The organism is Jiangella gansuensis DSM 44835 (assembly GCF_000515395.1).
GTDB lineage: Bacteria > Actinomycetota > Actinomycetes > Jiangellales > Jiangellaceae > Jiangella > Jiangella gansuensis.
In genome coordinates, this window is record NZ_KI911782.1 from 2058074 (window position 1) to 2082707 (window position 24634).

The following is a 24634-nucleotide window of genomic DNA, read 5'->3' on the forward strand; positions in this document are numbered from 1 at the left end:
CGTGTTCGTTGGAACGATCACTTTTGACGTTCTGCTGGGCGACGTGCATTCCCTGAAGCAGAAACGGGCGTACGTGCGGCCGATCGTGGCCGAGATCAGGCGGCGTTTCGACGTCGCCGTCGCCGAGGTGGGTCATCAGGACCTGCACCGGCGGGCCGAGGTCGGGGTCGCCGTCGTCGCCGGGGACTCCCGGCGGTGCATCGACGTCCTGGACGCGGTCGAGCAGCACGTCGCCGGGCGGCCGGAGGTCGAGTTGCTGTCGACACGCCGCCGCATTCATCACGACGAAGACGAGGAGTAGTCCCATGGCCGATCACACGCGGGCACGCAAGCTGGCCGACCGGATCCGCGAGATCGTGGCCGAGACGCTGGAGCGTCGTGTCAAGGACCCCCGTCTGGGCTTCGTCACGGTCACCGACGCCCGCATCACCGGCGACCTGCGTGACGCCACCGTTTTCTACACCGTGTACGGCACCGACGAGGAACGCACGGCCACCGCGGCGGCACTGGAGAGCGTCAAGGGGCTGGTGCGCTCCGAGGTGGGCCGCCGCACCGGCGTCCGGTTCACCCCGACGCTGGAGTTCGTCGCGGACGCCATCCCGGAGAACGCCGCGAACATCGACGATCTGCTGCGGGCCGCACGTGAGTCCGACGAGCAGGTCGCCCGGGCCGCCGCCGAGGCTCAGTACGCCGGTGACCCCGACCCGTACAAGAAGCCGGCCGAGGACGACGACGAGGACCTGGACGAGGACGACCTGGCCGACGAGGACCTGGCCGAGGGCGACGACCTGGCCGAGGATGGGGACGACGCTCACCGTGACTGATCCTGCCGGCCTGGTCGTCGTCGACAAGCCGGCCGAGTGGACCTCGCACGACGTCGTCGCCCGGCTGCGCCGGCTGGCCGGCACCCGCCGGGTCGGGCACGCCGGCACCCTCGACCCGATGGCCACCGGCGTCCTGGTGGTCGGCGTCGGTAAGGCGACCCGGCTGCTGGGCCACCTCGCGCTGACCGACAAGGAGTACGACGGCACCGTCCGGCTCGGCGCGAGCACCGTCACCGACGACGCCGAGGGCGAGGTCACCGGCGGCGCGGACGCGTCGGCCGTCAGCGACGCCGCCATCGCGGCCGCGGTCCGCAGCCTGACCGGGCCGATCCAGCAGGTGCCCAGCGCCGTCTCGGCCGTGAAGATCGACGGGGTGCGCTCGTACCGGAGGGTCCGCTCCGGCGAGGACGTCCAACTGCCCGCGCGCGACGTCGTCGTCAGCCGGTTCGAGGTGCTCGCGACCCGCCGGGACGGCCCGTACATCGACCTCGACGTGCGGGTGGTCTGCTCCAGCGGGACCTACGTGCGGGCGCTGGCCCGCGACGTGGGCGCCGCACTGGGGGTGGGTGGGCATCTGACGGCACTGCGGCGCACCGCCGTCGGCCCGTATCGCCTGTCGGTCGCTCGCACGCTGGACCAGCTCGCCGAGACGTTCGCGCTGATGCCACTGGCCGAGGCGGCCGCCGCGGCGTTCCCGCGGTTGGACGTCGACGCCGACACCGCCCGCAAGGTGTCGCACGGCATGCCGTTGCCGGCGACAGGGCTCGGCCCCGGTCCGGTGGCCGTCTTCGGCCCGGACGGTACGCTGCTCTCCCTGGCCGAGGATCGTGGTCCTCGTGCCAAACACGTGGCGGTGTTCGTCGGATGACGACCAGGACGAGGGCCGGGGGAGATGACCGGGGCTGATCGCCAGCAGGCGCACGAACGGCTCGAGTCCGAACTCGGAGTTCTCTGGCGACGTGTCCGGCGGTTGTCCGTCGATCTGGCCCGGCAGGTCGACGCCGGCATCGAGGTCGCGTCCTACGGCCTCCTGGGCGCCCTCGCCGACGGTGGTGACCTGCGCGCCGGCGACCTCGCCGAGCGGTTCGGCCTGGACAAGTCCACCGTCAGCCGGCAGATCACGCAGCTGGAGGCACTCGGCCTGATCCAGCGGGTGCCGGATCCGATGGACCGGCGCTCCCGGCTGATCCATGTCACGGAGGATGGCCTGGTCCGCGTGCGCGCGCTGCGGGCGGCGCGTGGCCGCTGGCTCGGTGAGGCGCTGCGGGACTGGCCGGACGCCGACATCGACACGCTGGTCGTGCTGCTGGCGAGGCTGAACTCTTCGCTGGCCCCGGAATAAAGTTGCGCGCTGCAACCATTGTTCATATAGTTGCAGCGGTCAACCATCCGAGGGGACCCATCACATGAGCACAGCTGCCGACCCGCGGGACGCGGAGCCGGTGGAGGCCGGGCCGAACATGAACCACCGGCAGGTCCTGGAGGCGATGTCGGGCCTGCTGCTCGCCATGTTCGTCGCCATGCTGTCCGGCACCATCGTGGCCAACGCGCTGCCGCGGATCATCGCCGACCTCGGCGGAAACCAGGACCAGTACACCTGGGTCGTCACCGCGACCCTGCTCGCCGCCACCGCCACCACCCCCATCTGGGGAAAGCTGGCCGACCGGATGAGCAAGAAGCTGCTGGTCCAGCTCTCCATCACGGTGTTCGTCATCGGCTCCATCCTGGCCGGGTTCTCGCAGAGCACCGAGACGCTCATCGGCTTCCGGGTGCTGCAGGGTCTCGGGCTCGGTGGCCTGCAGGCATTAGTGCAGATTGTGATGGCGTCGATGGTGAGCCCACGCGACCGCGGTCGCTACATGGGGTACTTCGGCGCCGTCATGGCCGTCGCCACCGTGGGTGGGCCGCTACTGGGCGGGTTCCTCGTCGACTCCGCGCTCGGCTGGCGGTGGTGCTTCTGGGTGGGCGCACCGGTCGCCGTCGTCGCCCTCGTACTGCTGCAGCGGACTCTGCACCTGCCGGTCGTCCGCACCGACACCACCATCGACTGGAAGGGCGCCCTGCTCATCCCCGGCGGCATCAGTGTGCTGCTCATCTGGGTGACGCTGGCGGGCAAGAACTTCGCGTGGCTCTCGTGGCAGAGCACCGCGTTCGTCGTCGGCGGCGTGCTGCTGATCGCGTTGGCGGTGCTGGTCGAGCGGCGGGTGAGCGACCCGGTCGTGCCGCCGCGGCTGATGCGGCAGCGGACCATGGTGCTGGCCATCATCGCCAGCGTGGCCATCGGTATCGCGATGTTCGGCTCCTCGGTGTTCTTCGGCCAGTACTTCCAGATCGCCCGCGGCTACTCGCCGACGGCGGCCGGCCTGCTCACGCTGCCCATGATCGTGGGCCTGCTGCTCGCCTCCACCATCACCGGCCAGCTGGTGACCCGGTACGGGCGGTGGAAGAGGTTCCTGGTGGGCGGCACCGCGCTGATCGTCATCGGGCTGGGGCTGCTGGGGACCATCGACCACTCGACCTCGCTGGTGCTCATCGGCGTGTACATGGCGCTGCTCGGCCTCGGGGTCGGCGCGAGCATGCAGAACCTCGTGCTGGCCGCGCAGAACGGACTCGACTACCGCGACCTGGGGGCCGGCACCTCGACGGTGACCTTCTTCCGCTCGCTCGGCGGCGCGGCCGGCGTCTCCGTCCTGGGCGCGATCCTGGCCACCCACGTCACCGGCCGCATCAACGACGGCCTGGCGTCCATGCCCGGTGCCGGCGCAGCCACCCAGACCGGCGGGTCGACGTCGTTGGACCTCAGCGGCCTGCCGGAGCCGGTCCGGGTGATCGTCGAGCACGCCTACGGCGACGCCACCGCGCTGGTGTTCCTCATCTCCGCCGCCATCGCCATCCTGGCCTTCGTCGCGGTGCTGTTCATGCGCGAGTCGGCGTTGCGCACGACAGTGGGTCACGCGCCGGCCGAGGTGGAGCAGGAGCCGGCCCGGGCATAATGTCGGAGGCGACAACGTCGACGACATCACCACGGGGAGCACGCGTGCAGCGCTGGACCGAGCTGGGCCAGGTCCCGCCCGGTTTCGGGCCATCGGTCGTCACCATCGGCAACTTCGACGGCGTCCACCTCGGGCACCGGCAGGTGCTGTCGCGCATGGTCGCCGACGCCCGCGCGGCCGGTATCCGCGCGATCGCCATGACGTTCGACCCGCACCCGCTGCGGCTGCACCGGCCCGACCAGGCGCCGGAACTCATCACGGGCATCCGCGACCGGCTGGAGCTGCTGGCCGAGACGGGCCTGGACGCGGTGCTGGTGCAGCAGTACACGTGGGAGTTCGCGCGGCAGTCGCCGGCCGGTTTCGTCCGCCGCTATCTGGTCGACGGGCTGCGCGCGGCCACCGTCGTCGTCGGGCACGACGTGCGGTTCGGCTGGCAGAACGCGGGCGACCTGTCCACCATGATGGACCTGGGCAAGGAACACGGCTTCACCGTCGAGGTCATCGACGACGTCAGCACCCCCGGCGAGCTGCGCCGATGGTCCTCGACCTGGGTCCGCGAACTGCTGGCCGCCGGCGACGTCGCCGGCGCCGCGGAGATCCTGGGCCGGCCGCACCGGCTGCGCGGCACCGTCGTCCGCGGCGACCAGCGCGGCCGCGACCTCGGGTTCCCGACGGCCAACCTCGCCGCCGACAGCGAGGGCCTGATCCCCGCCGACGGCGTCTACGCCGGTTGGCTGACCCGCACCGCCGGGCGGGAGCCCACGCCGTCGGAGCGGATGCCCGCCGCGGTGTCCATCGGCACGAACCCCACCTTCGACGGCGAGTCCCGCCGGGTCGAGGCCTTCGTGATCGGCCGCGACGACCTCGACCTGTACGACGACGAAGTCCTGATCGAGCTGGTCCAGCGGCTGCGCCCCACGCTGCGCTTCGACTCCGTCACCGAACTGGTCGACACCATGCACGACGACGTCGCCAAGGCCCGCGTCGTCCTCGGCAGCTGAGCGCGCGGCGCACGATTCGGCTGCGACGGGCGCACGCTGGTATCCTTGGCGCCGCCGTCAGAACGGCCGCGGTTCCAGAGTGCACCGGTGGACATGCCCGGTAGCGCCGCGCAACGAGAAGCAGAGAAGGAGTCCCGTGCCGACCGACACGAAGACCCGCAAGGACGTCATCACCGAGCACGCTCGCAGCGAGGGCGACACGGGCTCGCCCGAGGTGCAGGTGGCGCTGCTCACCCAGCGCATCAACCACCTCACCGAGCACCTGAAGGTGCACAAGCACGACCACCACAGCCGCCGCGGGCTGCTGCTGCTGGTCGGCCGCCGCCGTCGTCTGCTCAAGTACCTGCAGCGGGTCGACATCCAGCGCTACCGTGCGCTGATCGAGAAGCTCGGCCTGCGCCGATGAGCTGAGTCGAGGGGAGCGGATCCCGGCCGGGAGCCGCTCCCCTCGCACTTACACCCAGCACAACTCAACACACGACCAACCCGATCAGGGTGGCCGGCTTGGACGCAGCAAGGCCGGTCCTCGGTTGTGGCTCTCGGTCCCACGGCGGGTCGCCGCCGGCAGGGTCCGCGGGCTTCCATCGAAGACCGGTGCGTACGTGAACTCATTCGAGCGGGCCTCCCGTGATTCCCAGGAGGACGACCCATGACGGGTCCTGCTATCCACACCGCCGAAGCCGTGATCGACAACGGCAAGTACGGCACCCACACCATCCGCTTCGAGACCGGCCAGCTGGCCCAGCAGGCCGCCGGCTCCGTCGTCGTCTACCTCGACGACGAGACGATGCTGCTGTCGGCCACCACGGTCTCCAAGCAGCCCAAGGAGCACCTCGACTTCTTCCCGCTGACCGTCGACGTCGAGGAGCGCATGTACGCCGCGGGACGCATCCCCGGCTCGTTCTTCCGCCGCGAGGGCCGCCCCAGCGAGGAGGCCATCCTCACCTGCCGGCTCACAGACCGCCCGCTGCGTCCCACGTTCGCCAAGGGCCTGCGCAACGAGGTCCAGGTCGTCATGACGGTCATGTCGCTGCACCCGGACCACCTCTACGACGTCGTGGCCATCAACGCCGCCTCCGCGTCGACCCAGCTGTCCGGGCTGCCGTTCTCCGGCCCGATCGGCGCGGTGCGGGTGGCCCTGATCGACGACCAGTGGGTGGCCTTCCCGAACCACTCGCAGCTGTCCGAGGCCGTGTTCGACATGGTCGTGGCCGGCCGGGTGCTCCCCGACGGCGACGTCGCCATCATGATGGTCGAGGCCGAGTCGACCGCCGAGACCTGGGGCCTGGTGCAGGCCGGGCGCACGGCGCCGACCGAGGAGGTCGTGGCCGCCGGGCTCGAGGCGTCCAAGCCGTTCATCACCGCCCTCGCGACGGCGCAGCGCCAGCTGGCCGACGCCGCGGCCAAGGAGACGGCGGAGTTCCCGATCTTCCTGGACTACACCGACGAGATCTACGCCGCCGTCGAGGCCGCGTGCCGCGACGAGCTCGCCAAGGCGCTGACCATCGCCGCCAAGGCCGAGCGTGAGACCCGCCTCGACGAGATCAAGGCCGACGTCAAGTCGCGGCTCGCCGAGCAGTTCGAGGGCAGCGAGAAGGACATCAGCGCGGCGTTCCGGTCGCTGACCAAGGCGCTGGTCCGTGAGCGCGTGCTGCGGGACCAGGTGCGCATCGACGGCCGTGGCCTCACCGACATCCGCACCCTCTCCGCCGAGGTCGGCCCGATCCCGCGGGCGCACGGCTCGGCGCTGTTCGAGCGCGGCGAGACCCAGATCCTGGGCGTCAGCACCCTGAACATGCTCAGCATGGAGCAGAAGCTCGACACGCTCGCGGCCGAGAAGTCCAAGCGGTACATGCACAACTACAACTTCCCGCCCTACTCCACCGGTGAGACCGGCCGGGTCGGCTCGCCGAAGCGGCGCGAGATCGGTCACGGCGCGCTGGCCGAGCGGGCACTGCTGCCCGTGCTGCCGGCCCGCGAGGAGTTCCCGTACGCCATCCGGCAGGTCTCCGAGGCGCTGGGCTCCAACGGCTCCACCTCCATGGGCTCGGTGTGTGCGTCGACGATGTCGCTGCTCAACGCCGGTGTGCCGCTGCGCGCCCCGGTGGCGGGCATCGCCATGGGGCTCATCTCCGGTGAGGTCGACGGAGAGACCCGCTATGTCACGCTGACCGACATCCTCGGTGCCGAGGACGCCTTCGGCGACATGGACTTCAAGGTCGCCGGCACGCGGGAGTTCGTGACCGCGCTGCAGCTGGACACCAAGCTCGACGGCATTCCCGCGTCGGTGCTGGCGGCCGCGTTGCAGCAGGCCCGCGACGCCCGGCTGACCATCCTCGACGTCATGTCCGAGGCCATCTCCGTGCCGGACGAGATGAGCCCGTACGCGCCGCGGATCATCTCCATCAAGATTCCGGTCGACCAGATCGGCGCGGTGATCGGCCCCAAGGGCAAGATCATCAACCAGATCCAGGACGACACCGGCGCCGAGATCGCCATCGAGGACGACGGCACCATCTTCATCGGCGCCGCCGACGGCCCGTCGGCGGAGGCTGCTCGCACGCAGATCAACGCCATCGCCAATCCGACGATGCCCGAGGTCGGCGAGCGCTACCTCGGCACCGTCGTGAAGACGACCAGCTTCGGCGCGTTCGTCTCGCTGCTGCCGGGCAAGGACGGCCTGGTGCACATCTCCAAGCTGCGCGCCCTCGCCGGCGGCAAGCGGGTCGAGAGCGTCGACGACGTCGTCGCGGTCGGGCAGAAGATCCAGGTCGAGATCACCGAGATCGACGACCGCGGCAAGCTCGCGCTGACCCCCGTCGTCGAAGAGGAGTCGGCCAATGCCTCCGAGGCTGTCGACGCCTGACGGCCGCGTGACCACCCCGTCGACACGGACCCTGCTGGGGGAGGACGAAGGCGGACTCGTCCGTCGCACCGTCCTCCCCGGCGGGTTGCGCGTGGTCACCGAAGCGGTGCCGACCGTGCGGTCGGTGTCGATCGGCGTGTGGGTGGGTGTCGGCTCGGTCGAAGAGGACGTCACCGAGGCCGGCGCCACCCACTACCTGGAGCACCTGCTGTTCAAGGGCACGCCCAAGCGCACCGCCCTGGACATCTCGGCGGCTGTGGAGTCCGTCGGCGGTGAGATCAACGCCTTCACCGCCAAGGAGTTCACCTGCTACTACGCGCGGGTCCTCGACGCGGACCTGCCGCTCGCGGTGGATGTCGTCGCCGACATGGTGACCTCGTCGCTGATCGCCCCCGATGACGTCGAGAGCGAGCGCGAGGTGGTGCTCGAAGAGATCGCCATGCGCGACGACGACCCCTCTGACGCCGTCCACGACCTGCTGGCCAGCCGCATGTGGGGCGACAGCCCGCTGGGCCGGTCCATCCTGGGCAGCGTCGAGAGCATCACCGGCATGTCCCGCGAGACCGTCAACACCTACTACCGGCGCCACTACCTGGCCCGCAACATGGTCGTGGCGGCCGCGGGCAACCTCCGGCACGACGACGTCGTCGCGCTGGTCGAGAAGGCGTTCGCGTCGGCCGGGTTCCTCGACTCGTCCGACGACCCGACGCCGCCGCGGATCACCGGCGCGGCACCCGGCACCGGCCGCGGCGTCACGCTGCTGCACCGGCCCACCGAGCAGGCCAACGTCGTGCTCGCCGTCCCGGGTCTGGCCCGCAACGACGATCGGCGCTTTGCCCTCGGGGTGCTCAACGCGGCGCTCGGCGGCGGCATGTCGTCGCGCCTGTTCCAGGAGGTGCGCGAGCGGCGCGGGCTGGCGTACTCGGTGTACTCCTACGCCGCACAGCACGCCGCTGCCGGCCTGTTCGGGGTGTACGTCGGCTGCCAGCCGAAGAAGGTCGACCAGGTGCTGGACCTGTGCCGGACGGTGCTGGCGGACGTCGTGCACCGCGGCATCACCCAGGAGGAGCTGGAGCGCGGCAAGGGGCAGGCCCGCGGTGGCCTGGTGCTCGGCCTCGAGGACACCAGTGCGCGGATGAGCCGGCTGGCCAAGGCCGAACTGGTCTATGACGAGCTGCCCAGCGTCGACGAACTCATCGCCCGGGTCGACCGCGTCACCATGGACGACGTCACCGACCTGGCCCGCTCGCTGCTGCCGGCCTCTCCGACGCTTGCCGTGGTCGGCCCGTTCGACGAAGTCACCCGGTTCGAGGCCGCCCTGGGCTGACGCCCGCTCAGAACGGCGGTGGGTCGGGCGCGTTGGTGATGATCGGGCCGATGGGATCGGGTGGCCTGGTGTAGGCGTGACCGGTAGGGCTGCGCCACACCGTGGCTCCGGAGGGGAGCTGCGTCGGCTTCCAGCGGCCGTGGTGCTTGAGCAGATGGTGCGTCCGGCACAAGCAGTGGCAGTTGTCCGCCGACGTGGCGCCGCCCTGGGCGTACGCGACGACATGGTCGATGTCGCACCGAGACGCGGGGCGGTGGCAGCCGGGCATGCGGCAGGTACGGTCGCGGGCGGTGATGAAGTCTGTCAGCCGTCTCGATGGCCGGTAGCGGGTGGTGCCGTGGTCGAGCAGGCGGCCGGTGGCGGGGTCGGTGCGTAGCCAGGTCCAGACTCCCTCCGCGGCAAGCTCGCGGGCGACATGGCCGGGGATGGGCCCGTAGCCGTCGAGGTGACCTGGCTGGTCGTCGAGCCCGACGAGCGTGGTGAACGGCAATGTGACCTGCACCGCGACCGGGCGAGACCGCGTGGCGCCGCGCTGCGGGCCGGCCGTGGTGGTGAGTGTGGCCCAGGCCATGGCGGCGAGGGCGTCGGCGCGGCGCTGCTGGTGGGTTCGAGCAGGTTGGCCATGTGCGGCGTCGTCGCGCTTCTGGTTGTCGGCGGCGGCGTTCAGAGCGGTGTCGAGCGCGGCGGCGTCCGCCGCGGGGAGGAGGGCGTCGAGGTAGGCCATGCCGTCGGATGCCGGGGTGATCGAGACATAGCGATCCTGGCGCGCCAGAGCGTGCCGTTCCGCGGTCTCGGTGGGGGCGAGTTGGTGCAACAGCTCTTTGATCCGGCGCCGCAACGCTACCGAGTCCAGACCCGGCGCGATCGGCAGCACCGCGGCCTCCACCCGGCGGCGGACGGGCGGCTCCTGGCCGCCGAGCTCGCCGGTGATGACCTTCGCGCGGCGCTCGTCGATACGGCCTGCCTCGAGCTCACGCAGGGTGCTGGGGAAGTCCTCGACGAGCTGGACGGCGTGGCCGACCAGGTTCTCCGCCTGCCGGGTGGTGGTGACGGTGCGGGCGGCGACTTCGACGGCGGTGTTGGTGATCGGGTTCACCGACCGGTACCCGACATCGGCCGGCCGCAGTTCTGGGCGGGAGGCCAGCTCCGCGAGCGCGGTGGCCTGCTTCGCCGCGACCCACGCGGCCAGCCGGGCCCACCCGGCAGTGGCTTCCACCAGGGCGTAGCCGTCGGCGGCGGCGACGTCGAACCCGGCCAGCACGCCCGCCAACGCCGCCCCCGGGGGCGCGTCCAGATCGGCCGGGCCGGCGTCGTCGTCGAGCAGGCCGTCGAGCAGGCCGTCGGGGAGGACGCCGTCTGGGAGGAGGTCGCAACCGGTGACGTCGTCGGGAAGCTCCCACGGTTCGAAGCTCACCCATGCGCCGGTCCGCGGGTCGAACATGACCCATGGATCGGCAGATGAGAGAGCATCATCGAACATAAGAACTACTCTATCCGCCGCCACCGACAAGGTCGCGACGCACGCCACATCTCAGGGGGCGGGCCGCGCCGCATGCAGCGATCGGCCGTGCCGGACGACCTCGTCGACCAGCGTCTCCACGTGCTCGGCCTCGGTGCGGTAACTGATCAGGCAGGCCCGCATCGCGTACCGCCCCGCCACCACGGCGTTGGACGGGTACACGTGGCCGGCCCGCTGGACGGCGTAGAGAATCCGCTCGTTCAGGTCGTCGAGGTAGGCATCGTCGTCGAGCGCCGAAGGCGGGACGTAGCGGAAGCACACGATGGACAGCTCCGGGTCGGCCAGTGGCTCCAGCTCGTCGTGCGCCGTCACCAGGTGGTGCAGCCAGCGGGCGAGGTCGACGTCGTGGCGGATGCGCCGGGCGAAGACGTCCCAGCCGTGCGCCAGCAGCGAGACCCAGACCGGCAGTGCGTCGAACGGCCGCGTGAACTGCGGCGTCCACTGGTAGCGCAGCACGATGTCGCTCGCTACCTCGGCGTCGAGCTTGGTGTAGTCCGGCTGCAGGGTGAACGCCGCGAGGTGCCGGGCCGGGTCGCGGAACAGCACGAGGCTGGCCGAGATGGGGATGTTCATCCACTTGTGCGGGTCGCAGGTGACGGAGTCGGCCCGCTCGATGCCGGCGAACAGCGGCCGCAGCTCGTTGACCATCGCGGCCGGCCCGCCGTACGCCGCGTCGACATGGAACCAGCAGCCGTAGCGCTCGGCGACGTCGGCCAGCGCGGCGAGCGGGTCGATCGCGCCCAGCTCCGTCGTCCCGGCGGTGCCGACGACGCACAGCGGCTTCACACCGGCCGCGAGATCGCGCCGGATCGCCTCCTCGAGCACGTCCGGCCGCACGCGAAAGCGCTCGTCGGTGGCGACGCGGCGCACCGCCGCCGTGCCCAGCCCGAGCAGGTCGGCGGCGCGGTCGACGGTCTCGTGTGCGTCGTCGGAGATGTAGACGGCCAGCGGCGGCCCGGCGGCGATGCCGTCCCGGCGCACGTCCCACCCGGCCAGGGTGTCCCGGGCGACGGTGAGCGCCATCAGGTTCGCGGTCGCGCCGCCGGTGACGAACGCGCCGGACGCCTGCGCCGGCAGCCCGAGCCGCCCGGCGAACCACGCCAGCACGTGGTTCTCGATCTCGGTGGCGGCAGGGCCCAGCGGCCAGCCGCCGAGGTTCTGGTTGATGCCTGCGGCCAGCAACGACGCCGGCGCTCCCGGAACGGTGCCGGCTCCGGTGATGAAGGCCATGAAGCCGCCGTGCCCGGTCTGCGCCCCGTGATCGAACACGACGTCGCGCAGGTGGGTGAGGATCTCGTCGTCACTGACGGGCTTGTCCGGCACGCCGCGACCGAGGACGGCCGCGCGGGTCTCGGCCGGCGTGTGTGGGTGCACGACCGGCAGGTCGGGGAGCCGGCCCAGGTACTCGGTCCACAGCTCGACGGTGGCCTGGGCGAACTCCGTCGCCCGCTCGCTCGACCAGTCCAGGTCGCTCAGTGGTTCGGGCCGCTGCATGGGTGTAGAGGCTACTCTCAGGCACCGGGGTAGCCGTGCTGGCGCCAGGCCTCGTAGACGGCGACGGCCGCCGAGTTCGACAGGTTGAGCGAGCGCCGGCCCGGCAGCATCGGGATGCGTACCCGCTCGGTGACGGCGGGGTCGGCGAGCACGGTGTCCGGCAGCCCGGTGGGCTCGGTGCCGAACAGCAGCACGTCCCCGGGCCGGTAGGCGATGTCGCTGTGCCGGACCGTCCCGGCGGTGGCGAACGCGTACACCCGCGCCGGCAGCAGTGCCGCCCAGGCCGCGCCGAGGTCGTCGTGCACGGTCACGTTCGCCAGGTCGTGGTAGTCGAGGCCCGCCCGGCGCAGCTTGGCGTCGTCGAGGTCGAAACCCAGCGGCCGGATCAGGTGCAGGTGCGCGCCGGTGGCCGCGACCATCCGGATGGCGTTGCCGGTGTTGGGCGGGATGCGCGGCTCATGGAAGACGAGGTGGAACACGCCTGCGAGGGTACGGCTCAGGTCCGGAACGTGCGCCGGTAGCCCGACGGCGACACACCCAGCGCGGCGCGCAGGTGCTGGCGCATCGAGGCGGCGGTGCCGAAACCGGACCGGCGGGCGACCTCGTCGACGGCGAGGTCGCTGTCCTCCAGCAGCTGCCGGGCCCGGTCGATCCGCTGCTGGATGAGCCATTGACCGGGGCTCAGCCCGACCTCCTGGCGGAACCGGCGGGTGAACGTGCGCACGCTCATGGCCTCGCGGGAGGCCAGGTCGCGCAGCGTGAGCGGCTGATCGAGATGGGTCAGCGCCCAGTCGCGCGCGTCGGCGGTGCTGGGTGCGGCCGGCTCGGGCACCGGCCGGTCGACGAACTGGGCCTGCCCGCCGTCGCGCCACGGCGGGACGACGCAGCGCCGTGCCGCGTGGTTGGCGACGGCGGTGCCATGGTCGCTGCGCAGGATGTGCAGGCACAGGTCGATGCCTGCCGCCACCCCGGCGGACGTGAGGATGTCGCCGTCGTCGGTGAACAGAACGTCCGGGTCGAGTTTGACCTGCGGGAACAGCTCTCCGAAGCGGTCGGTGGCGCTCCAGTGGGTGGTGGCCGGGCGCCCGTCGAGCAGCCCGGCGGCCGCGAGCGCGAAGGCGCCGGTGCAGATGGAGACCATCCGGGTGCCGGGCCGGATGCGTGCGAACGCCGCGGCCAAGTCGGGCGGCAGCGTGCCGTGCCGGGAGATGCTCGTCGTCTCGTACGAGGCGGGGACGACGACGGTGTCGGCCCGCTCCACCGCTTCGGGCCCGTGCCGCACGACCACGTCGAAATCGGCGTCGGTGCGTACCGTGCCGGGTTCGACGGCCCAGGTGACGACCCGGTAGAGGCGCGCGCGGTCGGCGCCGCGAGCGATGCCGAAGATGCGTGCCGGGATGGACAACTCGAACGGGATGACGCCGGGACGCGCCAGCACGGCGACGCGGTGGACCATGGCCCGATTCTTACACAGTGTGGCAGCCGGGCCACTGGCGACGGCCGAACCGCTACCGCAGGATCAGCGGGTGACCCAGACCGTCCCGGGCCGTGCCCCACGCGACATCGAGCGCACGCCACGCATCCACCGGGCCTGGTGGGTGGCGCTGGTCGCGTTCGTCGCGCTGGTGGGAGCGGCCGCCTTCCGCGCGACACCGAGCGTGATGATCGAGCCGTTCCACCAGGAGTTCGGCTGGTCGCACGGCACCATCTCGTTCGCGATCTCGGTGAACATCATGCTCTACGGGCTGACGTCACCGTTCGCGGCCGCGCTGATGGAACGGTTCGGCATGCGGCGGGTGGTGGCGGCGGCACTGGCGCTGGTGTCCGCCGGCAGCGGGCTGACCGTGTTCATGTCGGCGAGCTGGCAGCTGGTGCTGTGCTGGGGCCTGCTGGTCGGCCTGGGAACCGGCTCGATGGCGCTGGCCTTCGTCGCGACCGTGACCGACCGGTGGTTCGTGGCGCGGCGCGGGCTGGTGTCGGGCATCCTCACCGCGGGGACGGCGGCCGGTCAGCTGGTCTTCCTGCCGCTGCTGGCGGTCGTGGTCGACGACCACGGCTGGCGGCCGGCGTCGCTGACGGTGTCGGCGGTGGCGCTGGCAGCGGTGCCGCTGGTGGTCCTGCTGCTGCGGGACCGGCCCGAGGACGTGGGGCTGACGGCGTACGGCGCCACCGGCCCGGCGCTGCATGTCGCGCCGGCGACGGGTGCGGGCCGGCGGGCGGTGACGGCGCTCACCTCCGCGGCCCGAACCGGCACGTTCTGGCTGCTCGCCGGGACGTTCGCGATCTGCGGCGCGTCGACCAACGGGCTGGTCGGCACCCACTTCGTGCCGGCGGCCCACGACCACGGCATGCCGGTGACGACGGCGGCGGGCCTGCTCGCCGTCGTCGGGATATTCGACCTGGTCGGGACCATCGCGTCGGGCTGGCTGACCGACCGGTTCGACCCGCGGCTGCTGCTGGCGGTGTACTACGCGCTGCGCGGTGTGTCGCTGACGGTGCTGCCGCTGTTGCTCGCCGACCAGGTGCATCCGCCGATGCTGTTCTTCATCGTCTTCTACGGCTTGGATTGGGTGGCGACGGTGCCGCCCACCATCGCGCTGTGCCGGGAGCATTTCGGCGCGTCCGGGCCGATCGTGTTCGGGTGGGTGCTGGCGTCGCATCAGATCGGCGCGGCCCTGGTGGCCTTCGGCGCCGGGCTGACCCGCGACCACTTCGGCAGCTACGACCTGGCATGGATCATCGCCGGAGCGCTGTGCGCCATGGCGGCGGCGATGTCGCTGGCAATCCGGCGCGGGGCGGTGCCGGCTGCCGCCCCGTCATCCGGCTGACCGTCGGCGCGGACCGCCTCGGCGATGCGGCGGGTGGCGCGGCTGGCCCGCTGCCGGGCTGCGGCCCAGCTGAGCCCGTGGCGGGCGGCCGCGGCGCTGCCACCGGCCCGGCCCGGTGCGGGCGCGTAGATGTCGACGACGAGATTGGCGTCCTCGGTGGTGATGACCCCGCCCTCGACGGCCCAGGCGAGCAGCTGGATCAGCTCGAGATCGGCCGGTGCGGCGACTGCGGCTGCGCCGTCGGCGGGGTGCAGCTCGTCCGGCGCGGACGGGATCTCGTGGCGCTGGTGCGCGAGGTCGGCGACGGTGAGGCGGAGGGTGTCCATGGCGATGTTCGCCGCCACCTTCACCGGCCGCCGCTGGACCGGATACGCCGCCACGACCGACCAGAGCGCGGTGACGGCGGCCTGCTCCAGGCTGGCGCGCGAGTCGCGGCCGGTGTGCGTCGCGGCGATCCGGACCGCCTTGCCGAGCATGAGCTGGAACACCGTTCGCAACGCGAGCGTGTCGCCGGCCTGGCCGCGACGCAGCAGCGCGAGCAGCACGGTGTCGGGACGGGTCCGGGTGGCCCGCTCGACGTCACTCAACGACGCGCAACCGGCCAGACCAGCCTCCCGCCGTCCCCACGCGGCGACGGCAGCGGGCGTGGCGGGGTCGGCGCACAGCCGGGCCCACTCGGCGTTGAGCTGCCCGACCACGCTGGTGTCGGTGCGGCGGGGTGCGGTCGTGGCGGACATCGGCGGCTACCTCCCGGGGGTGGTCGCCGTCCACGCTGGTCGAGGGCACTTGCCCGCAGACTTGCCCGGGCGGTCCGAATCCCAGGTCAGGCGCTTGCCCGCGGGCGGGCGGTCTTGCCCGGCGGCTGGTAGGAGAGACTGTGCGGCATGAGTCTGAGGGTGGCGGTGATCGGCGCGGCCGGTCGGATGGGTCAGCAGGTGTGCCGGGCGGTCGACGACGCCGAGGACCTGGAACTGGTCGGGCGGTTCGACGCCGGCGACGAACTCGGTGATCTGGCCGGCGCGGAGGTTGCGGTCGACTTCACCGTGCCCGACGCGACGCTGGGCCACGTGCTGCACTGTGTGGCGCAGGGTGTCCACGCGGTCGTCGGCACCACGGGCTGGAACGACGAGTCCCTCCACCAGGTGCGCGCCGCGCTGGCCGTGCAACCCGGAGTCGGTGTGCTCATCGCGCCCAACTTCGCCATCGGCGCCGTGCTCACCATGCGCTTCGCTGCACAGGCGGCCCGCTTCTACGAGTCGGTCGAGATCGTGGAGCTGCACCACCCGGACAAGGTCGACGCGCCCAGCGGCACCGCCGTGCGGACGGCGCAGCTGATCGCCGCGGCGAGGCAGGAGGCCGGCGTGCCGGCCGCGCCCGACGCCACGTCGGCGGCGCTGGACGGCGCCCGGGGCGCTCGGGTCGAGGGCGTGCCGGTGCATGCCGTGCGGCTGCGTGGCCTGGTCGCGCACGAGGAAGTGCTGCTGGGTACCGCGGGCGAGACACTGACCATCCGGCACGACTCCTTCGACCGGTCGTCGTTCATGCCGGGGGTGCTGGCCGGGGTCCGCGGCGTAGCGGAACACCCGGGGCTCTCGGTGGGGCTCGAGGAGTACCTCGACCTGTGAACGGGGCACGGCGAGACCGCATCTGGGCCGTCGGCATGGCCGTGCTGGTGGGCGCTCTCCTGGTCCTCGTGGTCTGGCGCGGCACGCTGCTGCTCGGCTCCGGTTCCGCGGCCGGCGTCGGGATCGGCATGGCGGTCGTGGCCATCGCGCTGGTCGGGGCGTGGGTCCTCTGGCGGTCGGTGCGGTTCGGGATGCTGATGCAGCGGCTGGCTCGCGAGCTCGAACAGGAGGGCGGCCTGCCCGTGGACGACCTGCCGCGCCGGCCGAGTGGCCGGGCCGACCGCGCCGCCGCGGATGCGCTCTTCGAGCAGCGGCGCGCCGAGGCCGAGGCCAGCCCGGACGACTGGCGCGCCTGGTTCCGGCTGGCGCTCGCGTACGACGACGCCGGCGACCGCGCTCGCGCCCGCCAGGCAGCGCGGAAGGCGATCACCCTGCACGGCTCGACCAGCTGATCGACCCCGGGCCCTTCTCACGCGGGCGGAAAACCGGCAGGGTGGGGGCAGTCATGCCGACGAGAGACGGGTGATGGTCATGCGGAGGATGCGCCGATCGGCAACTGCGATCCTGATCGGGACGCTGGCGGTCTCGGGAGCCGGGCTCGCGCAGGCCGCCGACCGCGGCCGGCCCTCCGAGCCGCCGCCCAAGACCCCCGTGGCCACGGGGTACGGCGGAGCGGTCTCGACCGTCGACGCCGACGCGACGGCGGCCGGGCTGTCGGTGCTGCGTCGCGGCGGCACCGCCGCCGACGCCGCCGTTGCGGCCGCCGCGGCACTGGGTGTCACCGAGCCGTTCTCGGCCGGCGTCGGCGGTGGCGGGTTCTTCGTCCATTACGACGCCCGCACCGGTGAGGTGCGGACCCTCGACGGCCGCGAGACGGCACCGGCGACGGCCACCGAGGAACTGTTCCTCGACCCCGCGACGGGACAGCCGCTGGCCTTCCCCGACGCCCGGGTGAGCGGCCTGTCGGTCGGAACCCCCGGCACCCTCGCCACCTGGGACGAAGCACTGGACCGGTGGGGGCGGTTCTCGCTCGCCCGCAACCTCCGCCCGGCCATCGACCTGGCCGAGGACGGGTTCGTCGTCGACGAGACGTTCCGGTCGCAGGTCGAGGCCAACGCCGCCATCTTCGCCGACTTCCCGGCCTCGGCCGAGCTGTACCTGCCCGGCGGCGAGCCTCCGGCGGTCGGCACCACGCTGCCCAACCCGGACCTCGCCGACACGTATCGCGCCATCGCCCGGCACGGCATCGACCTCTTCTACGAGGGGCCCATCGCCGCCGACATCGCGGCCACCGTGCAGGACCCGCCGGTGCGCGACGACGCCACGCGCGTCGTGCGTCCCGGCGACCTCAGCACCGACGACCTCGCCGCGTACGAGGTCGTCGAGCGCGACCCGACCCTGGTCGACTACCGCGGCCTGCAGGTCTACGGCATGGCGCCGCCGTCGTCGGGCGGTTCCACCGTCGGCGAGGCGTTGAACATCCTGGAGTCGTTCGACCTGGCGGCCATGGACGAGGCCACCGCGTTGCACCACTACCTGGAGGCCAGCGCCCTCGCCTTCGCCGATCGCAACCGCTACGTCGGCGACCCGGACGCCGTCGACGTCCCGCTGGCGCAGCTGCTGTCGCAGGAGTTCGCCGACGAGCGGGCGTGCCTCCTGGACTCCGCCACGGCGGCGCCGAAGCCGGTCCCGCCCGGTGTCCCGGACGGCGACTACGCCGAGTGCGTTCCCGCCGGCGCCGACGGGTACGCCGTCGATGACGCCGGCTCCACCACCCACCTGACCACCGCCGACCGCTGGGGCAACGTGGTGGCGTACACGCTGACCATCGAGCAGACCGGCGGCAGCGGCATGGCCGTGCCGGGTCGCGGGTTCCTGCTGAACAACGAGCTCACCGACTTCAATTTCGCGCCCACGCAGGGGAGCGCGCCGGACCCGAACCTGCCCGGCCCGAACAAGCGGCCGCGCTCGTCCATGGCGCCCACCATCGTGCTGGACGACGGCGAACCGTTCCTGGCCGTCGGCAGCCCCGGCGGCGCCACCATCATCGGAACGGTGCTACAGACACTGATCAACCGGGTCGACCGCGGCATGGACCTGCCTGACGCCATAGCGGCGGCCCGGCTGACACAGCCGAACAGCCCGAACACGTCGGCCGAGCCGGCCATCGCGGACGGACCGCTCGGCGCCGCGCTCGAAGGCTTCGGCCACACCCTGGTGTCCACGCCCGAGATCGGCGCCGCGACCGGCATCGAGTTCCTCGACCACCGGCGCATCCAGGCCGCCGCCGAACCGGTCCGCCGCGGTGGCGGCAGCGCCGGCGTGGTGGTGCCGCAGCGCTGGCCCCGGCCGTGACCGCTGATTCGGCGCAACCGTGTGGCGTCGCGCACTGATCTTTGTGACAATGGAGACCTGAGGGGAGTACTTGTCGACCTCACCCGGTCATCCCGGACCGTCCGAGCGGTCCTCGGGTAGGCCGCCCGCCTCGCCGCGGGCGTAGGAGACCTCGAACGTGATGGTTCGAGGAGGCTCCATGCCCGTACTGGCTGCCGATACCGCGTCGAGCGGGAGTTCGATCGCGTCGCCGGGTCTGTGGGCGGTCAGCATCGCCGTCCTGCTGGCCCTGCTTGTGGTCGACTTCGTGGTGACCCGCAAGCCGCACGAGGTCTCGATGCGTGAAGCGGTGGGTTGGTCGGTCTTCTACCTGGCGCTGCCATTCGTCTTCGCCGGGTACATCTGGGCGGAGTACGGCGGCCCGCAGGGCCTGGAGTTCGTCACCGGCTTCGTCGTCGAGAAGTCGCTGTCGGTGGACAACCTGTTCGTGTTCATGCTGATCCTGTCGGCCTTCGCGGTGCCTGCGGAGCTGCAGCAACGGGTGCTGCTCTACGGCATCGTCGGCGCGCTCGTGCTGCGGGCGATCTTCATCGCCGCCGGCGCCGCGATGCTCCAGGCGGGCACGTGGGCGTTCCTTGTGTTCGGTGCGGTGCTGTTCATCACCGCGGTCCGGGTGTTCCGGGACGCCGTGCGCCACCAGGAACCGATCGGCGACGTGTCGGAGATGAGGGTGGTGCGGGCCCTGCGGCGATGGATGCCGGTGACGGACTCGTACCGCGGCGCGAAGCTCACGGTCCGCGACGGTGGCCGCCGCGCCTTGACCCCGCTGGCGGTCGTGGTGGTGGCGGTGTTCGCCACCGACGTCGTCTTCGCCGTGGATTCCGTGCCTGCGGTGTACGGCATCACCGAAGACCCGTACCTGGTGTTCACCACCAACGCCTTCGCTCTGCTGGGGCTGCGGGCCCTGTACTTCGTCCTTGCGGTGGCGCTGTCCAGGCTGACCTACCTCAACCACGGGCTCGCGGTCATCCTCGCGTTCATCAGCGTGAAACTGGTTCTGCACTGGGCCCACGGCGTCTGGCCGGCCGTCCCGGAGATCCCGACGACGGCCTCGCTGATCGTCATCGTCCTGGTCCTCGCCACGGTGATCGTCGCCAGCCTGCGAAGGCGGGAGGACACCGCGGCGCTGGCCGCCCCGGCCGATCGAGGTGAATCACGATGAGCTACGTCATCGACGTCCTGGCCGCCGTCCTGATCCTGGCCGCACTGGTCATCACCTGCGCGGCTCTGTCCACCGGCCCGCCGCGGGAGCACCGCCACCGAGGCCATGGACACGGCCATGGCCATGGCCATGGCCGGAACCGTCCGGCCTAGCTGACGGCGCGCAGGATCGCCGTCGTGGCGGCCGCGACGACGATCACGACGAGGAACGACTGGCGCAGGATCAGCGCGACAACGGCGGCGGCCATGCCGGCGAGCATCCACACGTCCACGCCGAGCCGGCCGCCGTCGTCGAACAGCTCGACCGCGATCAGCCCGGCGAGCATCGCCACCGGCAGGAACGCCGCCACCCGGCGTACGTCCGGACGCTCCAGCACGGCCGGCGGCAGCGACACTCCGGCCAGCTTGAGCAGGTAGCAGCCGACGGCGGCGGTGATGACGGCAACCCAGATCATGTGTCTCCCTTCGTGGCCCGCCCCGGGAACAGGCCTGCGACGACGGCGACCGGCGCGGCCGCGAGGACCGGAATCCCGGCCGGTGCCAGCGGGATCAGCGCCGTCGCCACCAGCGCGCCCCCGGCCGCCACCCACCGGGCCTGCCGCTCGCGCAGCCTGGGCCACATCAGCGCGAGGAACGACGCGGGCACCATGGCGTCCAGCCCCAGCGTGGCCGGGTCGCCGATGGCCGAGCCGCCCACGGCCCCGGCCAGCGTCCCGGCGTTCCACAACACGAACAGCAGCGCACCGGTGATCCAGAACGCGTAGCGCTGCTCGGCCGGTTCGTCGCGGCCCACGGCCATGGCCGTCGTCTCGTCGATGACGAGGTGCGCGGCCACCAGGCGACGCGGACCGGTGAGGTCGCGCCGGCCCAGGATGCGGGTCATGGGCACCCCGTAGAACATGTTGCGCACGCCGAGCAGCAGGGCCGCGGGGACAGCGGCCAGGCCGGTGCCGCCACCGCCGATGACCCCGACGACGGCGAACTGCGACGCACCGCTGAACATCACCAGGCTGAGCACCATGGTCTGCGCCACACTCAGCCCGGACGCCACCGAGACCGCGCCGAACGAGGCACCGAAGGCCGCCGCGTACGCCGCGATGCCGGCCGCGTCACGGCGGATCGCCGACCGCGAATCCTCACTCATCGCGCAGACAGTACTCAACGCCACTGACACTGATGAGACGGTTCTGCATTCCGGACACCTCGGGCGTCTAGGCTGAGCCCGTGCTGTTCCAGAAGCGGTTCTGGCCGGGCATCGCGGACGGCTCGGTTACGCTGGCCTTCCGCAGGTGGCGCCGTCAGCAGGTGCTCCCCGGGCGGCCCTACCGCACCGCAGCCGGCATCATCGACGTCACCTCGGTCGCCGTCGTCGACCCGGCCGCCATCACCGACGACGACGCCCGCGCGGCCGGTCATCCGGACGCCGCCAGCCTGGTCGCCGACCTGCCGGGCGAGCCGCAGAACCCGACGTACCGCATCGAGTTCCGCCTGGCCACCGGCCCGGATCCGCGCGCCGAGCTCGCCGCCGGCGCGGATCTCGACGCGGCGGAGATCGAGCGCATCACCGCCCGGCTGGACCGGCTGGACCGCGCATCGTCGGCCGGTCCGTGGACACGCGAGACGCTGCGCTTGGTCGAGGAGCACCCGGAGCGCCGCGCCGGTGACCTCGCCGACCTGGCCGGCCGCGAGCGGGCGCCGTTCAAGCTGGACGTGCGCAAGCTCAAGAACCTCGGGCTTGCCGAGAGCTACCCGGTCGGCAACCGGCTCTCGCCCCGCGGCCGTGCCTATCTCGACGCGACCCGGGACTGAGCCCGTCAGCGACGCGGCTGGTCCGACGGGCCGACGTGGTCGTCCAGCCACGCCTTGAGCGGCGCCATGTCCCGCCAGGCCGCCGCCACCCGCTGGGCCGCAGAAGACGTGTGCAGCCACTCCGGCGCACCGACGTCCTGCCAGGCGACCAGCGCCTTCTGCCGCAGCAACTCGATGCGCGGATGGCCGGCGTCATAGCCGCGCGGGCGGGTCTTCAGCGCGTCGCCACCCACGACGTAACCGCGGGAGCGCACGCCCGCCACGACGGTCTCCAGCGCAGCGCCGCGGCGCTCGTCATCGACGGCCACCCGGTAGCGGCCCACCTGGTCCGCGGCCATCTGGTAGTAGCCGGTGGCGACGAACAGCCCGGCGGCGCTGACGTGCACGTAGTGGCCGCCGATGGAGACGCCCTGCTGGGTCTTGTACGGCGTCTTGTCGCGGGCGAACCGCACGTCGCGGTACGGCCGGAAGAACCGGATGTCGCCGAACTCGGTGGTCAGCTCGTCGGCCAGAGCCCGCATGGGGTCGCGGACGCAGCGCTCGTAGGTGTCCTTGTGCGCGGTCCAGAACGACTTGGTGTTGTCGTTCTCGAGGTCCTCGTAGAAGTCCAGCGCCTCGACCGGGATGCCGGCGAACGTCACGACGCCTCCGCTCCGGACGGTTCGGCAGTGATGTCCGTGTGCAGCCGCACCTGCCGCAGCGTGGCGCTGCCGTCGCCGGTCAGGTCGAGGGTGCGGTGTGCGGTGTCCGGCGCCCAGCCGGCCGGCTCGAGGAAGCCGCGCAGGGCGTCGTCGCCGACCACCAGCCAGATGCGGGCGCGGGTGAACCCGTCCGCGCGCAGGGTGTCCGCGACGGCGGACAGCAGCCGGGAGCCGTGGCCCTCGCCGAGGGCCTCGGGGTCGATGTGGAACGCGACGACCTCGCCGTCTGCCGGTTGCGCGTCGGGGTCCTCCGACGGCGCGGTGGCCGCGAACCCGACCACCCGGCCGGTCTCGAGCGCCACCAGGACACGGTGCCGGGCCGTCGGCGGCCGGACGACCGCTTCGCGCCAGGCGGCGCCGAACGCCGCGGCATCGACGTCGTCGAGCAGTGCGGCGGGCAGCAACCCGGCGTAGGAGCGGCGCCAGGCGCGGGCTTGGACCTCACCGACCGCCTCGGTGTCGGCGGCCCAGGCGAGGCGGACACTGCGATCGGCGACGGGCTGCTCGGACACCCGGACAACTGTACGTGCTCCCTACGCCCCGCTGCTGACGTGGTGGGGGCAGCCGGCCGGTTCACCCGCCGGGGGCGTCCAGCCCGCGCCGGGCAGGAAGCCGGGCAGTTCGACCGACTCGTCGTAGTACTGGTGGTAGACCGGCAGCGCCGAACCGGACATCGGCGGAACCACCCAGGACCATTCGGCGTGCGGGACGCGGCCGGCTCGCCGTTCCTTGTCGACGAACGCCATGAACATGGCCGACTCCTGATGGTGGTCGGCGATCTTGACGCCGGCCCGGTCGAACGAGTGCAGGACCGCCCGGTTGACCTCGACCAGCACCCGGTCCTTCCAGAGCGAGCGGTCGTTGTCGACGTCCAGGCCGAGCCGCCGGCCGATCTCGGGCATCTTGGCGTAGCGGTCGGGGTCGACCAGGTTGCGCGAGCCGATCTCCGTCCCCATGTACCAGCCGTTGAACGGCGCCGTCGGGTAGGTGATGCCGCCGATGCGCAGCGGCATCGAGGAGATGGCCGGCACCGCGTGCCACCGCAGCTCGAGGTCGGCGAACCACGGGAGCTCGGGGTGGGTCAGCTCGACCTCCAGGACGGCGTCGTCCGGGAGGTCGAACAACTGGACGCCTTCGTCCGGGGTTTCGACGGCCAGCGGCAGCACGTCGAAGTCGCTGCCCTTGCCGGTCCAGCCGAGGCTCTCGACCCAGCGGGTGAAGTCGGCCTGTGACGGGTCGCCGACGACGGACTCCAGGCCGAGGTAGCCGGCGTACCGGACGAGCTGGCTGTTGCGCAGCCGCGGTGCCGGCCGGCCCGGCTGGTCGGGAGCGAAGAGCGTGAGGACCGGGCGGATGCGTCCGCCGTTGGTGGCGACCCGCAGGTGCTCGACGCACTCGGCGGCCACCCCCTCGGCGTCGCGCACGTGCCGGCGATCACGGACGACGAGGCTGCGCCAGTAGAGCCGTCCGATGCAGCGGTTGGCGTTGCGCCAGGCCACCCGGGCGCCGAATTCCAGCTCCTCGGCGGTGTGGCTGAAGATGCCGCGGCGGCCGAACTCGATCAGCGCCTGGCTGAAGCGCTCGCCGGCGTCGGGAGCATGAGGGTTCTCAGCCGCGTGCAGCCGGAAGAAGTCCTCGGCTTCGCTGAGGTCGACGGAGTGGATCGGCACGTCTGGAAGGCCCGGGTGATGGTGCGTTCCTTCAGTGGCCACAGGTCAGCTCCTCCGATGTCAAAGGTGCGAGAACAGACAAATCCGGCAAAACGACCCAACCCAAGATCAGCATGCCTGGCGAATGACGCACCGTCACGGATGATCTCAGAGCGTGGACGGCGAAGTCTGTCGTTTCGGTCAATCGATGCGAACCGGCCGATACGCCCCGAGTCGCATGGGATCCGCCGCGGATCACATCGGCGCTGCTGACGGCGGACTCCGGCCACGAGGCCGGGCCGGGGTCCGAGGGTGTCATGAGAAATACGTCACGCATCGTCGCTGCGAGCGGGTGCCCGCGGCGGGGCACGGTCGTCACTCAGCGTGACCATTGGCCGGCCATGGCGATGCCGTGAACGCAAGTGTTACACCCAAGCGACAGC

At 71.9% G+C, this 24634-nt stretch carries 26 protein-coding genes; 16 read left to right on the forward strand and 10 right to left on the reverse strand.

Translation table 11 applies throughout. The features are described from left to right. Position 1: 1 nt before the first annotated feature. The 9 genes from JIAGA_RS0110000 (at position 2) to JIAGA_RS0110040 (ending at position 9011) form a co-directional block, all read left to right on the forward strand. Positions 2–301, forward strand: a complete 300-nt coding sequence (locus JIAGA_RS0110000) for a DUF503 domain-containing protein (RefSeq protein ID WP_026875551.1) — start codon at positions 2–4, stop codon at positions 299–301. 4 nt (positions 302–305) lie between these two features. Continuing rightward, positions 306–824, forward strand: a complete 519-nt coding sequence (rbfA, locus tag JIAGA_RS0110005) for a 30S ribosome-binding factor RbfA (protein ID WP_026875552.1) — start codon at positions 306–308, stop codon at positions 822–824. After that, positions 799–1692, forward strand: a complete 894-nt coding sequence (truB, locus tag JIAGA_RS0110010) for a tRNA pseudouridine(55) synthase TruB (protein ID WP_035812353.1) — start codon at positions 799–801, stop codon at positions 1690–1692. The genes rbfA and truB overlap by 26 nt, the downstream gene beginning before the upstream one ends. A 24-nt stretch (positions 1693–1716) precedes the next feature. Beyond that, on the forward strand, positions 1717–2166 hold the full coding sequence (locus JIAGA_RS28840) for a MarR family winged helix-turn-helix transcriptional regulator (protein ID WP_035812355.1): 450 nt from the start codon (positions 1717–1719) through the stop codon (positions 2164–2166). A gap of 64 nt (positions 2167–2230) precedes the next feature. Beyond that, a complete protein-coding gene (locus JIAGA_RS28845; RefSeq protein ID WP_157552958.1) occupies positions 2231–3817 on the forward strand; it encodes an MFS transporter in 1587 nt (528 codons plus the stop codon). A gap of 44 nt (positions 3818–3861) precedes the next feature. Further along, positions 3862–4818: a bifunctional riboflavin kinase/FAD synthetase gene (locus JIAGA_RS0110025; RefSeq protein WP_026875554.1), complete on the forward strand. Its 957-nt coding sequence runs from the start codon at positions 3862–3864 to the stop codon at positions 4816–4818. A gap of 136 nt (positions 4819–4954) precedes the next feature. Next, positions 4955–5224: a 30S ribosomal protein S15 gene (gene rpsO / locus JIAGA_RS0110030; protein WP_026875555.1), complete on the forward strand. Its 270-nt coding sequence runs from the start codon at positions 4955–4957 to the stop codon at positions 5222–5224. 243 nt (positions 5225–5467) lie between these two features. Beyond that, positions 5468–7684 (forward strand): polyribonucleotide nucleotidyltransferase, encoded by a 2217-nt coding sequence (locus JIAGA_RS0110035; RefSeq protein WP_026875556.1) that lies wholly within the window; start codon positions 5468–5470, stop codon positions 7682–7684. Then, positions 7659–9011: a M16 family metallopeptidase gene (locus JIAGA_RS0110040; RefSeq protein WP_051425925.1), complete on the forward strand. Its 1353-nt coding sequence runs from the start codon at positions 7659–7661 to the stop codon at positions 9009–9011. The genes JIAGA_RS0110035 and JIAGA_RS0110040 overlap by 26 nt, the downstream gene beginning before the upstream one ends. A 7-nt stretch (positions 9012–9018) precedes the next feature. Here the strand turns inward: JIAGA_RS0110040 and JIAGA_RS0110045 are convergent, their stop codons facing one another. The 4 genes from JIAGA_RS0110045 to JIAGA_RS0110060 form a co-directional block, all read right to left on the reverse strand. Then, positions 9019–10452 (reverse strand): HNH endonuclease signature motif containing protein, encoded by a 1434-nt coding sequence (locus JIAGA_RS0110045; protein ID WP_026875558.1) that lies wholly within the window; start codon positions 10450–10452, stop codon positions 9019–9021. Positions 10453–10542: 90 nt separating this feature from the next. Then, the gene (locus tag JIAGA_RS28850; protein ID WP_051425926.1) at positions 10543–12024 is read right to left on the reverse strand and encodes a pyridoxal phosphate-dependent decarboxylase family protein; all 1482 of its coding nucleotides are present in this window, start codon (positions 12022–12024) and stop codon (positions 10543–10545) included. Between the two features lie 17 nt (positions 12025–12041). After that, positions 12042–12503, reverse strand: a complete 462-nt coding sequence (locus JIAGA_RS0110055) for a tRNA (cytidine(34)-2'-O)-methyltransferase (RefSeq protein ID WP_026875559.1) — start codon at positions 12501–12503, stop codon at positions 12042–12044. 17 nt (positions 12504–12520) lie between these two features. Then, positions 12521–13480, reverse strand: coding sequence for a GlxA family transcriptional regulator (locus tag JIAGA_RS0110060; protein ID WP_026875560.1), 960 nt, complete (start codon positions 13478–13480; stop codon positions 12521–12523). Between JIAGA_RS0110060 and JIAGA_RS28855 the strand changes: the two genes are divergently transcribed. Then, positions 13479–14852, forward strand: coding sequence for an MFS transporter (locus JIAGA_RS28855; protein WP_084470263.1), 1374 nt, complete (start codon positions 13479–13481; stop codon positions 14850–14852). The genes JIAGA_RS0110060 and JIAGA_RS28855 overlap by 2 nt on opposite strands. On the opposite strand, the gene JIAGA_RS0110070 is transcribed toward JIAGA_RS28855, so the two are convergent. Further along, positions 14744–15589, reverse strand: coding sequence for a hypothetical protein (locus tag JIAGA_RS0110070; RefSeq protein ID WP_026875561.1), 846 nt, complete (start codon positions 15587–15589; stop codon positions 14744–14746). The two genes, JIAGA_RS28855 and JIAGA_RS0110070, sit on opposite strands and share 109 nt — an antisense overlap. A gap of 147 nt (positions 15590–15736) precedes the next feature. Here JIAGA_RS0110070 and dapB point away from each other — a divergent pair, with 147 nt between their 5' ends. The 5 genes from dapB to JIAGA_RS34480 all read left to right on the forward strand — a co-directional run bounded on the left by dapB (position 15737) and on the right by JIAGA_RS34480 (position 20185). Then, the gene (dapB, locus tag JIAGA_RS0110075; RefSeq protein WP_026875562.1) at positions 15737–16477 is read left to right on the forward strand and encodes a 4-hydroxy-tetrahydrodipicolinate reductase; all 741 of its coding nucleotides are present in this window, start codon (positions 15737–15739) and stop codon (positions 16475–16477) included. Next, on the forward strand, positions 16474–16929 hold the full coding sequence (locus JIAGA_RS0110080) for a hypothetical protein (protein WP_026875563.1): 456 nt from the start codon (positions 16474–16476) through the stop codon (positions 16927–16929). The genes dapB and JIAGA_RS0110080 overlap by 4 nt, the downstream gene beginning before the upstream one ends. Positions 16930–17017: 88 nt before the next feature. After that, entirely contained in the window at positions 17018–18832 is a 1815-nt protein-coding gene (ggt, locus tag JIAGA_RS0110085) for a gamma-glutamyltransferase (protein WP_026875564.1), read from the forward strand. Positions 18833–19010: 178 nt separating this feature from the next. Further along, positions 19011–20033: a TerC/Alx family metal homeostasis membrane protein gene (locus JIAGA_RS0110090; RefSeq protein ID WP_035812359.1), complete on the forward strand. Its 1023-nt coding sequence runs from the start codon at positions 19011–19013 to the stop codon at positions 20031–20033. Next, positions 20030–20185 (forward strand): hypothetical protein, encoded by a 156-nt coding sequence (locus tag JIAGA_RS34480; RefSeq protein ID WP_157552961.1) that lies wholly within the window; start codon positions 20030–20032, stop codon positions 20183–20185. Before JIAGA_RS0110090 ends, JIAGA_RS34480 begins: the two co-directional genes overlap by 4 nt. On the opposite strand, the gene JIAGA_RS0110100 is transcribed toward JIAGA_RS34480, so the two are convergent. Beyond that, complete coding sequence (locus JIAGA_RS0110100; RefSeq protein ID WP_026875566.1) at positions 20182–20487, reverse strand: AzlD domain-containing protein; 306 nt, start codon at positions 20485–20487, stop codon at positions 20182–20184. The two genes, JIAGA_RS34480 and JIAGA_RS0110100, sit on opposite strands and share 4 nt — an antisense overlap. Next, positions 20484–21176, reverse strand: a complete 693-nt coding sequence (locus JIAGA_RS0110105; protein WP_026875567.1) for an AzlC family ABC transporter permease — start codon at positions 21174–21176, stop codon at positions 20484–20486. Before JIAGA_RS0110105 ends, JIAGA_RS0110100 begins: the two co-directional genes overlap by 4 nt. An 80-nt stretch (positions 21177–21256) precedes the next feature. Between JIAGA_RS0110105 and JIAGA_RS0110110 the strand changes: the two genes are divergently transcribed. Beyond that, complete coding sequence (locus JIAGA_RS0110110; RefSeq protein WP_026875568.1) at positions 21257–21841, forward strand: ASCH domain-containing protein; 585 nt, start codon at positions 21257–21259, stop codon at positions 21839–21841. 5 nt (positions 21842–21846) lie between these two features. Here the strand turns inward: JIAGA_RS0110110 and JIAGA_RS0110115 are convergent, their stop codons facing one another. From JIAGA_RS0110115 to JIAGA_RS28860, 3 genes are read right to left on the reverse strand one after another with little or no spacing between them, the layout of a single operon-like run. After that, positions 21847–22482, reverse strand: coding sequence for a DUF2461 domain-containing protein (locus tag JIAGA_RS0110115; RefSeq protein WP_026875569.1), 636 nt, complete (start codon positions 22480–22482; stop codon positions 21847–21849). Then, on the reverse strand, positions 22479–23054 hold the full coding sequence (locus tag JIAGA_RS0110120) for a GNAT family N-acetyltransferase (RefSeq protein WP_026875570.1): 576 nt from the start codon (positions 23052–23054) through the stop codon (positions 22479–22481). The genes JIAGA_RS0110115 and JIAGA_RS0110120 overlap by 4 nt, the downstream gene beginning before the upstream one ends. 21 nt (positions 23055–23075) lie before the next feature. Then, positions 23076–24254: a nitric oxide synthase oxygenase gene (locus tag JIAGA_RS28860; RefSeq protein ID WP_084469603.1), complete on the reverse strand. Its 1179-nt coding sequence runs from the start codon at positions 24252–24254 to the stop codon at positions 23076–23078. Between the last annotated feature and the right edge of the window lie 380 nt (positions 24255–24634).

Bases quoted from the DNA above. Each gene is read 5' to 3' on its own strand.
- JIAGA_RS28850 (WP_051425926.1), bottom strand. From the start codon at position 12,024: ATGCAGCGGCCCGAACCACTGAGCGACCTGGACTGGTCGAGCGAGCGG.
- JIAGA_RS28840 (WP_035812355.1), top strand. From the start codon at position 1,717: ATGACCGGGGCTGATCGCCAGCAGGCGCACGAACGGCTCGAGTCCGAA.
- rbfA (WP_026875552.1), top strand. From the start codon at position 306: ATGGCCGATCACACGCGGGCACGCAAGCTGGCCGACCGGATCCGCGAG.
- JIAGA_RS0110060 (WP_026875560.1), bottom strand. From the start codon at position 13,480: ATGGTCCACCGCGTCGCCGTGCTGGCGCGTCCCGGCGTCATCCCGTTC.
- truB (WP_035812353.1), top strand. From the start codon at position 799: ATGGGGACGACGCTCACCGTGACTGATCCTGCCGGCCTGGTCGTCGTC.
- JIAGA_RS34480 (WP_157552961.1), top strand. From the start codon at position 20,030: ATGAGCTACGTCATCGACGTCCTGGCCGCCGTCCTGATCCTGGCCGCA.
- JIAGA_RS0110035 (WP_026875556.1), top strand. From the start codon at position 5,468: ATGACGGGTCCTGCTATCCACACCGCCGAAGCCGTGATCGACAACGGC.
- JIAGA_RS0110070 (WP_026875561.1), bottom strand. From the start codon at position 15,589: ATGTCCGCCACGACCGCACCCCGCCGCACCGACACCAGCGTGGTCGGG.
- dapB (WP_026875562.1), top strand. From the start codon at position 15,737: ATGAGTCTGAGGGTGGCGGTGATCGGCGCGGCCGGTCGGATGGGTCAG.
- JIAGA_RS0110045 (WP_026875558.1), bottom strand. From the start codon at position 10,452: ATGTTCGACCCGCGGACCGGCGCATGGGTGAGCTTCGAACCGTGGGAG.
- JIAGA_RS0110105 (WP_026875567.1), bottom strand. From the start codon at position 21,176: ATGAGTGAGGATTCGCGGTCGGCGATCCGCCGTGACGCGGCCGGCATC.
- JIAGA_RS0110100 (WP_026875566.1), bottom strand. From the start codon at position 20,487: ATGATCTGGGTTGCCGTCATCACCGCCGCCGTCGGCTGCTACCTGCTC.
- JIAGA_RS0110040 (WP_051425925.1), top strand. From the start codon at position 7,659: ATGCCTCCGAGGCTGTCGACGCCTGACGGCCGCGTGACCACCCCGTCG.
- ggt (WP_026875564.1), top strand. From the start codon at position 17,018: ATGCGCCGATCGGCAACTGCGATCCTGATCGGGACGCTGGCGGTCTCG.
- JIAGA_RS0110090 (WP_035812359.1), top strand. From the start codon at position 19,011: ATGCCCGTACTGGCTGCCGATACCGCGTCGAGCGGGAGTTCGATCGCG.
- JIAGA_RS28855 (WP_084470263.1), top strand. From the start codon at position 13,479: ATGGCCCGATTCTTACACAGTGTGGCAGCCGGGCCACTGGCGACGGCC.
- JIAGA_RS28845 (WP_157552958.1), top strand. From the start codon at position 2,231: ATGAGCACAGCTGCCGACCCGCGGGACGCGGAGCCGGTGGAGGCCGGG.